Below are 10,963 nucleotides of genomic sequence, written 5' to 3'. Positions count from 1 at the left end.
CACCGCCGTGCCCAGGTTCACGTCGGTAATAATCAACAACGGCCACAGATACTGGTTCCAGCCGTAAATAAAGGTGATGACGAACAGCGCCGCCAGATTGGTTTTTGACAGCGGCAGCACGATGTCGCGGAAAAAACGCATCGGTGATGCGCCGTCAATACGCGCCGCTTCCACCAGTTCATCTGGCAGGGTCATAAAGAACTGGCGGAACAGGAATGTCGCGGTGGCGGATGCCATCAGCGGCAGCGTCAGACCTGCGTAGCTGTCGAGCATTTTCAGGTTGGCGATCACCTCTACCGTCGGGAAAATTCGCACCTCCACCGGCAGCATCAACGTAATAAAAATCATCCAGAAGAACAGGTTACGCAGCGGAAAGCGAAACCAGACGATGGCGAATGCGGAGAGCATCGACACCGTGATTTTCCCCAGCGTAATGCTGAACGCCATGATGAAACTGTTGAGCATCATCAACCAGAATGGTGCGCTGTTCACGCCCACCCCGTTGACCCAGATGGTGTGCATGTTATCCAGCAGATGGGTTCCGGGAACCAGCGTCATCGGCGTGTCATATACCGCTTGGTTGTCCAGCGTCGCCGCCACAAACGCAACGTACAGCGGGAACAGGATCACCATGATCCCCAGAATCAGCAGGGTGTGGCTGAATATTGTCAGCCAGCGACGGTTCTCAATCATTGGTAACGCACCTTACTTTCCACATAGCGGAACTGCACCACGGTCAAAATAATAACGAGGAACATCAGCACCACCGATTGTGCAGCGGAAGACGCCAGATCCAGCCCGACAAATCCTTCACGGTAGATCTTATAAATCAGCGTGGTCGTCGCCTGCACCGGTCCGCCCGCCGTGGCGGCATCAATCACCGGGAAGGTGTCAAAGAAGGCGTACACCAGATTCACCACCAGCAGGAAAAAACTCACCGGGGCAATCAGCGGCAACGCCAGCTTGAAGAAGCGCCGGATTGGACCCGCACCGTCAATCGCGGCGGCTTCTATCAGCGAGCGAGGAATAGACTGTAATGCGGCAAAGAAGAACAGGAAGTTGTAACTAATCTGCTTCCAGACCGAGGCAAATACCACGAGGAACATGGCCTGGCCGCTGTTTTGCGCATGATTCCAGTCGTAGCCAAACTCACCGAGAAAATGCGTAATCAACCCGCGCCCTGGATTAAACAGAAAGATCCACAGCACCGCAGCGACGGCAGGGGCCACCGCGTAAGGCAGCAGCATCAGCGTCTGGTAGAAACGGCTGCCGCGCACCACGTAATTCACCAGCGCGGCAAAAAACAGCGACACCAACAGACCGCTTACCGTGACTAACGTACTGAACTTGATGGTGGTCCAGAACGAATCAAGGTAGTACGGGTCATGAAACAGCGCGACAAAATTATCCAGCCCCACGAACTGGCTGGAAAAACCAAATGGATCGACGCTTTGTAGCGAATACCACAGCGCTTCACCCGCAGGCCAGATAAAGAAAATAAGGGTGATAGCCAGCTGCGGGGCCACCAATAAATAGGGTAGCCAGCGCGAGCGGAACACCGGTCGGGATGAGGACATGACAGTTCTTTTCCTGGAAGGTGCCGGATGGCGGTGCAAGCACCTTATCCGGCCTACAAACGCTGTAGGCCTGATAAGCGCAGCGCCATCAGGCACTTATACACTTAAGATTTGGTCGACTGCTCGAAGCGACGCAGTAACTGGTTGCCGCGCTCAACGGCGGTATCCAACGCTTGCTGTGGGGTTTTCTTACCGGTCCAGACGCTTTCCAGTTCCTCATCCACGATGGTGCGGATCTGCGGCATATTGCCCAAGCGCAGTCCTTTGGTGAACGGCAACGGTGGCTTGTTCAGCATCTGACGCGTGGCGGTATCCGCCCCCGGGTTCTTGTCATAGAAGCCCTGTTCGCGAGTCAGATCGTAGGCGGCGGTGGTGATCGGCAGATAGCCCGTTTTCTGGTGCCATTCAGCCGCAATTTCAGGCTTCGCCAGGAAGTTAAGGAACTGCGCCACGCCAGCGTAGGTTTCTTTGTCTTTACCCTGCATCACCCACAGGCTCGCACCGCCGATAATCGCGTTCTGCGGGGCACCTTTCACGTCGGCATCGTACGGCATCATACCGACGCCATAGTTGAATTTCGCATAGTGACGGATGTCGGCCAGAGAGCCGGAAGAAGCAGTGGTAATCGCACAGTCACCGTTGTAAAACTTCTCGGTGGATTCATCTTTGCGCCCGAAGTAGCTGAAATCACCCTTCTTGTTTAGCTCTTGCAGCAGTGCAATATGTTTCACCTGCTCCGGCTTATTAAACTCCAGCACCGCATCGGTACCGTCAAAACCATTGTTTTTAGTGGCGACCGGCAAACCGTTCCAGGCACTAAAGTTTTCAATCTGGATCCACCCCTGCCAGCCGCTGGCATAGCCGCACTTCATGCCTGCAGCCTTCAACTTCGCGGTGTACTCCGCCAGGTCCTGCCAGGTTTTTGGCGGCTGTTCAGGGTCTAAACCGGCTTTTTTGAAGGCATCTTTGTTGTAGTACAGCACCGGGGTGGAGCTGTTAAACGGCTGGGAGAGCAAATGTCCGGTTTTAGAGTCGGTGTAATAACCGGAAACCGTCGGCACAAACTGAGACTCATCAAAGTTAATTCCAGCCTCTTTGAACACTTCATAGACCGGCTTAATTGCCTTTGAGGCCATCATGGTTGCCGTCCCGACTTCGTAAACCTGCAGCAGAGCAGGCGCGTTACCGGTACGGAATGCGGCGATCCCCGCGCTCAGGCTCTGCTCATAGTTGCCTTTGTACTGCGGAACGATTTTGTAGTCGGGATTGGATTCATTAAAACGTTGCGCCAGTGAATCAACTTCTTTACCCAGTTCGCCTTCCATTGAATGCCAGAACGGGATAGTGGTGACGGCCAGTGCCTGACCTGCAAATGCCAGGCTGATTGCCAGTCCTAAAGCTGTATGTCGTAACGATTTCATCGGTTATCTCTCTTGTTGTGCCGGATGCGCGATATCACGCGTTTTATGCTCGCGGGGGTAACATGACATGCTCGAATGACAGAAAAATAACTTTTTTATTACAAAAAAAAGATAGTAAGGCGACAGAGAGATGGCAAGGCAGTGAAGGCGTAGTGACAGGAAAATGCGGGGTGGTGCACAACAAAGCCGGGTAGTGGTGATGTCTTACCCGGCCTACGGAGGGATTTTATCAGTCCAGTAAAATCAGGAAGATTGCGCGAAAGTAAATTCCAGCGCCAAACCCAGGATCTGCATACCATGGATGTTTTCTTCGGGAGATATCGCCACCAGGCTTTCCAGAAACTTGAGTTGGCGTGACTGGGCGTTAATGATGCGTTTTCCCCGTAACGCAGGAAGTTTCAGCGAAGAGATGGGATAAACCACGCGACCACAGACTTCCACCGGCAGATTGCGCAGATCGACCTGCTGGAGCACTCCCACAGAGGAATACAGCAGCGCAACTGGCGTAACGGCAAGCAACAGCGTTGCCGGCCTTAATCTCTACGCCAGCGTCGTTCGTACTCATTCTGTAAACGCTGCTGCTCCCGCCGCTCACGCTCACGCTGGATATCCGATTTTTCATCTTCCCAACTCGGGCACACCGAGCTGGTGAATACTTCGCAGGGCGAGTTGGATTGTGCTAACGGATTGGTGGTTTTTTCTTCCCAGATAGCGGGGTCGCGCGGGTCGAACGTTTGCGGCTTCAATGCCTGAGCGCTGGATGATAAAGCCAAAAACAGACTTCCAATCATCATGCAGGTGCCAGAACGTCGCATCCTTTCTCCTTGTTCATTTTATTATTGATAATTATTCTCAATAATAACATGGAGCAATAAAAAGGGGCCACATCGGCCCCAGGTCTATTTCAAGAAATATTACCCGCCCAGATAGGCGCTGCGCACCGCTTCGTTGGCCAGCAGCGCATCGCCGGTGTCCTCCAGAACCACATGACCGTTTTCCAGCACGTAGCCGCGATCGGCGAGCTTCAGCGCCTGATTGGCGTTCTGCTCGACGAGGAAGATGGTCATCCCCTGCTCACGCAGCTGTTCGATGGTATTAAAGATCTGCTGGATGATAATCGGCGCCAGCCCCAGAGATGGTTCATCAAGCAGCAGCAGGCGTGGCTGGCTCATCAGCGCGCGGCCAATCGCCAGCATCTGCTGTTCACCGCCGGACATGGTGCCCGCCCGCTGAATACGACGCTCATGCAGGCGTGGGAACAGGTCATACACCCACTTGATACGTTCCTGAAACTGGTTGCGTTCAACAAAGAAGCCACCCATTGCCAGGTTCTCTTCCACCGTCATGCGCGAAAACACGCGACGCCCTTCCGGGACAATCGCCACCGCTTCACGCATGATTTTCGCCGTCTGCCAGTCGGTGATGTCTTTACCATCAAAAACAATGCGCCCGCTGGTCGCTCGCGGATCGCCGCACAATGTGCCGAGCAGCGTGGTTTTACCCGCACCGTTGGCACCGATTAACGTCACGATCTCACCCTGATTGATATACAGACTGACGTCGTGCAGCGCCTGGATCTTTCCGTAGTGGCGTTCACCTTGTCAAACGTTAACATCGCTTTTTCCATCTTTTGGCTCGCCCCCATTATGCTTCACCTAAATAGGCGCGGATGACATCCGGGTTATTACGAATCTGTTCCGGCGTCCCGTTTGCCAGCGGCGTGCCCTGGTTCACCACGTAGATACGGTCTGAAATCCCCATCACCAGCTTCATGTCATGTTCAATCAACAAGATTGAAGTGTTGTGATGATTACGCAGCTCAGCAATCAGCTCATCCAGCTCTTTAGTCTCTTTCGGGTTGAGCCCCGCGGCAGGTTCGTCGAGCATCAGGATTTCCGGCTGGGTCACCATGCAACGAGCAATCTCCAGACGACGCTGGTCACCATAGGCCAGGTTACTGGCCTGACGGTTGGCGTGTTCCAGCAGACCGATACGCTCAAGCCAGGTGGCAGCACGGTCCAGTGCTTCGCTCTGGGCGCGACGGAAAGACGGGGTTTTCAGCAATCCGGAGAAGACACCGGTTTTCAGCTGTTGGTGTTGCGCCACCAGCAGGTTTTCAATCACCGTCATCTCGCGGAACAGACGCACGTGCTGGAAGGTGCGCACCACGCCCATGCGGGCAATTTGCTGGCCCGGCAGCCCTTCCAGATGCTGATCGCGCAGCTTGATCGTCCCACCCGTCGGCTTGTAAAAACCGGTCAGACAGTTGAAAACTGTGGTTTTACCCGCACCGTTTGGCCCGATTAACGAGACAATTTCCTGTGGCCTCAGTTCCAGTTCAACGTTGTTGACCGCCAGCAGACCGCCGAAGCGCATCATCAGGCCGTTCACGGATAATAATGGCTGACTCATGCCTGCTCTCCTTCTTTCGCTTGCCCGTTTTTCAACTTCAACTGTGGACGGGTCATCGGCAGAAGCCCCTGTGGGCGCCAGATCATCATCAGTACCATCAAACCACCGAGCATCAACATGCTGTATTCATTGAAATCACGCATCAGTTCGCGTGACACCACCAGCAGGATGGCCGCCAGGATCACCGCAAACTGCGACCCCATGCCACCGAGGACTACAATCGCCAGTACAAAGGCCGATTCAGCAAAAGTGAAAGACTCCGGACTAACGAAACCCTGACGCGCAGCAAACAGCGTGCCGGCAAAGCCAGCAAACGCGGCACTGATGGTAAAGGCGGTCAGCTTGATACGCGTTGGGTTTAAACCCAGCGAGCGGCAGGCGATTTCATCTTCACGCAAGGCTTCCCACGCGCGGCCCAGCGGCATACGCAGCAGGCGGTTAATGACGAACAGTGAGAAAACCACCAGCAGCAACGCCACCAGATAGAGGAAAATCACACGGTCAGACGGGTCATACTTCACGCCGAAGAAGTTGCTGAAGGTATCCCAGCCGCCTTCGCGGGCGCTACGGCTGAACTCGAGACCGAAGAGAGTCGGTTTCGGGATCTGGCTGATGCCGTTCGGGCCACCGGTCACTTCAGTATTGTTCAGCAACAGAATACGGACGATCTCACCAAAACCTAAGGTCACAATCGCCAGATAGTCACCGCGCAGACGCAGTACCGGGAAGCCGAGCAGGAAACCCGCTGCCGCAGAGACCAGGCCTGCCAGCGGCAGGCAGGTCCAGAAACCGAGACCGTAATAGTGGTTCAACAGCGCGAAGGTGTAAGCACCGATAGCATAAAAACCTCCGTAGCCCAGCACCAACAGACCAGACAGCCCCACCACCACGTTCAAGCCCAGACCGAGGATGATATAGATCATCGTCAGGGTGGCGATATCGACCGTGCCGCGTGAGACCATAAACGGCCACGCTACGGCAATCACCAGCAGCGCCACCAGGAACAGTTTTTGTTTGACGGTGGAGCCGTCAATCGCCGGCAGAATAAACTTCGGGCCGGAAACTCGCTTCATGCTGTGCTGGAAAGCCGGGCGCAGCAGTTGGAACAGAAAAACGACTCCGGTGCCGATAAACACCCACTGCCAGCGAATATCACTGGCGACATCAACGACCAGCTTGGTGCCATCCAGCTCTAACTGAACGCCCATAAAGACACCCGCGAGGATGAAAAACATGGCGGCAGAGAGCAGCGCCATCGCAACGTGCATTGGTTTCATACTTTCTCTACCTCCGGGCGACCCAGAATACCGGTCGGCATCACCAGCAGCACGATAATCAGCAGTGCAAACGACACCACGTCTTTGTATTCCGTACTCAGATACGCAGAGGAAAGCGCTTCCGCTACACCCAGAATCAGACCGCCAATCATCGCCCCAGGGATGCTACCGATGCCACCCAGTACGGCGGCGGTAAAGGCTTTCATCCCGGCCATAAAGCCGATATACGGGTTGATAACGCCGTAGAACTGGCCGAGCAGCACGCCCGCCACTGCCGCCATCGCCGCACCGATCACAAAAGTCAGCGCAATCACGCGGTCAGTGTTAATACCGAGCAGGCTGGCCATTTTCAGATCTTCTGCACAGGCGCGACACGCACGGCCCATACGCGAGTAGCGGATGAAAATCGTCAGCGCCAGCATGGCTACAAAGGTCACAACCCAGATAACCGCCTGCATGGTCGTAATGGAGGCAGAGAAGTTTTCGCTACTGCCGATGGTCCACTGGCCGTTAAACAGGCTGGGCAGCGCCACGTCGCGCGAGCCTTCGGTCAGGCTGACGTAGTTTTGCAGGAAGATGGACATCCCGATGGCGGAAATCAGCGCAATCAGGCGCTTGGAGCTGCGCACGGGCCGGTATGCCACGCGTTCAATACTCCAGCCGTAGGCGCTGGCAATCACGATAGCGCCGACGAATCCGGCCGCTACCAGCAGCCAGCTGGTATCAATACCCATCATCATTAGCGCAGCGATGATCATAAAGGAGACATAGCTGCCGATCATATACACCTCGCCGTGGGCGAAGTTGATCATGCCGATAATGCCGTACACCATCGTGTAACCGATAGCGATCAGCGCGTAGGTGCTTCCCAGCGTGACGCCGTTAAACATCTGCTGTAAGAAATAGAGGAACTGCTCGGACATATGCAAACCTTTTCATACCCGCCCGGCATCACCGGGCGGTGGGATAATTATTTGGCTACCGAGGACGACCCGTCGGCGTGCCACTGGAAGACACCAAACTCAAATCCCTTTAGATCGCCTTTTTCATCCCAATTCAGCGGCCCAATCACGGTATCAGCCCCGTGTGCTTTTAAATCTTTCACCAGATCCAGCGGTTCTTTGCTGCCGCTGCGATCCAAAGCGGTTGCCAGCGACTGCACAGCGGCGTAGGTGATCCACACATATGGTCCGGTCGGATCTTTCTTGTCCGCTTTGAGCGCATCGACGATAGCCTTATTCGCCGGATCCTGGTCATAGCGTTTTGGCATGGTCACCAGCATGCCTTCGCCTGCCTCGCCCGCGATGTTGGACAGTGACGCATTACCCACGCCTTCTGGTCCCATAAACTGCGTTTTCAGGCCCACAGAGCGTGCCTGACGCAGCATTTGTCCCATTTCCGGGTAGTAGCCGCCGTAATAAACGAAGTCGATGTTTTCTTTCTTCAGACGGGCAATCAGCGCAGAAAAATCTTTTTCTCCGGCAGTGATCCCATCAAAGAAGACGATATTGGCTTTGCCCGCTTTCAGGCTGTCTTGTACCGAGCGCGCCAGTCCTTCACCGTACTGCTGCTTATCATGGAGGATGGCAATACGCTGAGGCTTAACCGTCTCAAGAATATATTTCGCCGCGGTGGGTCCCTGAGAGGAGTCCAGACCGGCCGTACGCATGATGTGCGCATAACCGCGCTGCGTCAGTTCCGGGTTGGTGGCACCCGGGGAAATCATCAGGATGCCTTCATCTTCGTAGATGTCGGATGCAGGTTGAGTCGACGATGAGCACAGGTGACCAATCACATACTGAATGCCGTCGTTAACGATTTTATTCGCCACGGCCACCGCCTGTTTTGGATCGCAGGCGTCGTCATATTCCACGCCCACCAGCTTGTCGCCTTTGATGCCACCTTTGGCATTAATATCTTTAATCGCCTGACGCGCGCCATTGAATTCCATATCGCCCCACTGCGCGACCGGACCTGACATTGCCCCGACCACAGCGACTTTGATCTCCTCCGCCATAGCCGTGTGCGACATTGCCAGTGCGATTACCCCTGCGATGATTGTCTTCGCATTCCTTTTCATTCCTGAATCCCCATTCGTGATGTTGTGTATTTATTTTGTATTTATATGGTTAAAAAGCAGACTGTGCTTTTTTTGAACTGTACTATTTTTACCAGTCTGATTAATGGTTTAGCACAGTTTTTTAAGCAAATTACCGCTAAAATCTCTATTTTTCAGTCGATTAAGAAAAGATAATATTCTGCTTTTCACTATAGATAAACAAAAAAAAGCACGTTTGTCAGCATAAAATAATGGCACAAAGAGCGGAATAAAATGCTGCATCCTAGGGTAATATCCTGCCTGTTTTTCAATGCCTAATGTTTCAAACTGTAATTATCGTTGTTATAAAATTAATCACCTGGTTATTCACATAAAAAAGAGAAAGCGTCCGGGGGAATTATTTCGGTACACTGATTTCATCTTTTGTGATTTGGACACGCTGTCAATGAAGCTGACCATCATTCGTTTAGAAAACTTTAGTGCTCAGGACAACATTGATCTGGGCAAAATCTGGCCGGAATATTCCGCCTCATCTCTACGCGTCGATGACGCTCACCGGATCTATGCTGCGCGGTTTAATGAGCGCCTGTTAGGCGCAGTACGCGTCACCCTGAGCGGTACGCAAGGCGCGCTGGATTCCTTACGCATACGCGAAATCACCCGCCGTCGCGGCGTCGGGCAGTATTTGATCGAAGAAGTGATCCGCGAAAACCCTGACGTGAGTTCATGGTGGATGGCAGATGTAGGCGTGGAAGACCGCGGCGTGATGGCCGCATTTATGCAGGCATTAGGGTTTAGCACACAGGCGGATGGCTGGGAGAAACGGTAATAAAAAAGCCGGATGGCGCTGACGCTTATCCGGCCTATGAAGTGCTCGTTGTAGGCCCGGTAAGCAAAGCGCCACCGGGCAGTTACTCACTTAGCGTCTGTAGCCGTACCGTTAGCATGCCAATCAAACACGCCGAACTCGAAGCCTTTCAGGTCACCCTTCGCATCCCATGACAGCGGCCCCATCACGGTTTCAACAGAGTTTGCTTTCAGGTATTTAGCAATTTCAGCCGGATCGTCGGAATGGTTCAGACCAGCCTGCAATGATTGCAGCGCAGCGTAGGTGGTCCACACAAACGCGCCGCTTGGATCCTGTTTCTTGGCCTTGATGGCATCCACGATCGGTTTGTTCGCCGGAACCTGGTCATAGTTCTTCGGCTTGGTCACCAGTAAGCCTTCCGCAGATTCACCGGCGATGTTAGACAGCGACACGTTCGCCACCCCTTCTGGTCCCATAAACTGGGTTTTCAGGCCAGCAGCACGCGCCTGACGCAGGATCTGCCCCATTTCCGGGTGGTAGCCACCGTAGTAAACAAAGTCGATGTTATCTTTCTTCAGACGCGCCACCAGGGTGGAGAAGTCTTTCTCACCGGCGGTGATACCGTCAAAGAACACCACATCAGCATTCGCTTTCTTCAGGTTGTCTTGCACAGAGCGCGCCAGACCTTCGCCGTACTGCTGCTTGTCGTGAACGATGGCAATGCGTTTCGGCTTCACTTTTTCAACAATATATTTCGCGGCGGTTGGCCCCTGATCAGAGTCCAGGCCAGTGGTACGCATCACCAGATTATAGCCACGCGCGGTCAGTTCCGGCGCGGTTGCCGCCGGGGTGATCATCAGAATGCCTTCGTCTTCATAGATATCTGACGCGGGCTGAGTAGAAGACGAGCACAGGTGACCGATAACGTATTTAATCCCGTCGTTAACCACTTTGTTGGCAACCGCTACCGCCTGTTTCGGGTCACAGGCATCGTCGTATTTCACCACGACCAGCTTGTCACCCTTCACGCCGCCTTTGGCGTTAATGTCTGCAATCGCCTGTTCTGCACCGGTAAACTCCTGGTCGCCATACTGCGCCACCGGACCCGACATCGCGCCGACGACGGCAACTTTAATATCCTTAGCAAAGGCCATATTGCTCAAAGACAGGGCGATACATCCTGCCAATAACGCTTTACCCTTCATATTCATCCTGACAATCCCCATTATTGTGGTTATTACGTGTGTTGTGATGTTGTTGTTCAGCACTTTATTTCGATTATTGGATAGCTACCCGTGCTTTAGCAGCATACTCTGCTAAAACATACCCGATTTTTATTATTTTGGAATAGCTAATTTTACATCCAGATAACAGATTCGTGTCGGTGGGAGGGGAGGAAAGGCCCGTTT

At 53.6% G+C, this 10,963-nt stretch carries 10 protein-coding genes and 2 pseudogenes; 1 reads left to right on the top strand and 11 read right to left on the bottom strand.

Features of this window, described 5'->3' with window-relative positions; genetic code table 11:
- The 10 genes and pseudogenes from ugpE to livK all read right to left on the bottom strand — a co-directional run.
- Window positions 1–693: sn-glycerol-3-phosphate ABC transporter permease UgpE (ugpE, locus tag FDW95_RS15790; protein WP_249359156.1), on the bottom strand; the 693-nt coding region annotated here is incomplete at its 3' end.
- A complete protein-coding gene (gene ugpA, locus FDW95_RS15785) occupies window positions 690–1,577 on the bottom strand; it encodes a sn-glycerol-3-phosphate ABC transporter permease UgpA (RefSeq protein ID WP_096759234.1) in 888 nt (295 codons plus the stop codon). The genes ugpE and ugpA, both read right to left, overlap by 4 nt.
- A 104-nt stretch (window positions 1,578–1,681) precedes the next feature.
- Complete coding sequence (gene ugpB, locus FDW95_RS15780; RefSeq protein ID WP_115257273.1) at window positions 1,682–2,998, bottom strand: sn-glycerol-3-phosphate ABC transporter substrate-binding protein UgpB; 1,317 nt, start codon at window positions 2,996–2,998, stop codon at window positions 1,682–1,684.
- Window positions 2,999–3,241: 243 nt separating this feature from the next.
- Window positions 3,242–3,511: pseudogene (locus FDW95_RS15775) on the bottom strand (dTDP-glucose pyrophosphorylase); the annotation flags it as partial.
- 20 nt (window positions 3,512–3,531) lie between these two features.
- Complete coding sequence (locus FDW95_RS15770; protein WP_115257272.1) at window positions 3,532–3,813, bottom strand: hypothetical protein; 282 nt, start codon at window positions 3,811–3,813, stop codon at window positions 3,532–3,534.
- 99 nt (window positions 3,814–3,912) lie between these two features.
- Window positions 3,913–4,625: pseudogene (gene livF, locus FDW95_RS15765) on the bottom strand (high-affinity branched-chain amino acid ABC transporter ATP-binding protein LivF).
- A 17-nt stretch (window positions 4,626–4,642) separates the two neighbouring features.
- The gene (livG, locus tag FDW95_RS15760) at window positions 4,643–5,410 is read right to left on the bottom strand and encodes a high-affinity branched-chain amino acid ABC transporter ATP-binding protein LivG (RefSeq protein WP_096759231.1); all 768 of its coding nucleotides are present in this window, start codon (window positions 5,408–5,410) and stop codon (window positions 4,643–4,645) included.
- On the bottom strand, window positions 5,407–6,687 hold the full coding sequence (livM, locus tag FDW95_RS15755; RefSeq protein WP_096759230.1) for a branched chain amino acid ABC transporter permease LivM: 1,281 nt from the start codon (window positions 6,685–6,687) through the stop codon (window positions 5,407–5,409). Before livM ends, livG begins: the two co-directional genes overlap by 4 nt.
- The gene (gene livH / locus FDW95_RS15750) at window positions 6,684–7,610 is read right to left on the bottom strand and encodes a high-affinity branched-chain amino acid ABC transporter permease LivH (RefSeq protein ID WP_096759229.1); all 927 of its coding nucleotides are present in this window, start codon (window positions 7,608–7,610) and stop codon (window positions 6,684–6,686) included. Before livH ends, livM begins: the two co-directional genes overlap by 4 nt.
- 47 nt (window positions 7,611–7,657) lie before the next feature.
- Window positions 7,658–8,767 carry a high-affinity branched-chain amino acid ABC transporter substrate-binding protein LivK gene (gene livK / locus FDW95_RS15745; RefSeq protein ID WP_115257271.1) on the bottom strand — a complete coding sequence of 370 codons (1,110 nt, stop codon included), beginning with the start codon at window positions 8,765–8,767 and terminating at the stop codon, window positions 7,658–7,660.
- Between the two features lie 424 nt (window positions 8,768–9,191).
- Here livK and panM point away from each other — a divergent pair, with 424 nt between their 5' ends.
- Window positions 9,192–9,575, top strand: coding sequence for an aspartate 1-decarboxylase autocleavage activator PanM (gene panM, locus FDW95_RS15740; RefSeq protein ID WP_115257270.1), 384 nt, complete (start codon window positions 9,192–9,194; stop codon window positions 9,573–9,575).
- Window positions 9,576–9,661: 86 nt separating this feature from the next.
- Here panM and FDW95_RS15735 read toward each other — a convergent pair whose 3' ends face one another.
- Window positions 9,662–10,765 (bottom strand): branched-chain amino acid ABC transporter substrate-binding protein, encoded by a 1,104-nt coding sequence (locus tag FDW95_RS15735; protein ID WP_138140553.1) that lies wholly within the window; start codon window positions 10,763–10,765, stop codon window positions 9,662–9,664.
- Window positions 10,766–10,963: the final 198 nt, after the last annotated feature.

Source organism: Citrobacter sp. wls718 (genome assembly GCF_005280945.1).
Lineage (GTDB): Bacteria > Pseudomonadota > Gammaproteobacteria > Enterobacterales > Enterobacteriaceae > Citrobacter > Citrobacter gillenii.
This window is presented reverse-complemented; position numbering and strand designations above follow the sequence as displayed.

Bases quoted from the DNA above. Each gene is read 5' to 3' on its own strand.
- livM (WP_096759230.1), bottom strand. From the start codon at position 6,687: ATGAAACCAATGCACGTTGCGATGGCGCTGCTCTCTGCCGCCATGTTT.
- FDW95_RS15735 (WP_138140553.1), bottom strand. From the start codon at position 10,765: ATGAATATGAAGGGTAAAGCGTTATTGGCAGGATGTATCGCCCTGTCT.
- livH (WP_096759229.1), bottom strand. From the start codon at position 7,610: ATGTCCGAGCAGTTCCTCTATTTCTTACAGCAGATGTTTAACGGCGTC.
- livG (WP_096759231.1), bottom strand. From the start codon at position 5,410: ATGAGTCAGCCATTATTATCCGTGAACGGCCTGATGATGCGCTTCGGC.
- livK (WP_115257271.1), bottom strand. From the start codon at position 8,767: ATGAAAAGGAATGCGAAGACAATCATCGCAGGGGTAATCGCACTGGCA.
- ugpA (WP_096759234.1), bottom strand. From the start codon at position 1,577: ATGTCCTCATCCCGACCGGTGTTCCGCTCGCGCTGGCTACCCTATTTA.
- panM (WP_115257270.1), top strand. From the start codon at position 9,192: ATGAAGCTGACCATCATTCGTTTAGAAAACTTTAGTGCTCAGGACAAC.
- ugpB (WP_115257273.1), bottom strand. From the start codon at position 2,998: ATGAAATCGTTACGACATACAGCTTTAGGACTGGCAATCAGCCTGGCA.
- FDW95_RS15770 (WP_115257272.1), bottom strand. From the start codon at position 3,813: ATGCGACGTTCTGGCACCTGCATGATGATTGGAAGTCTGTTTTTGGCT.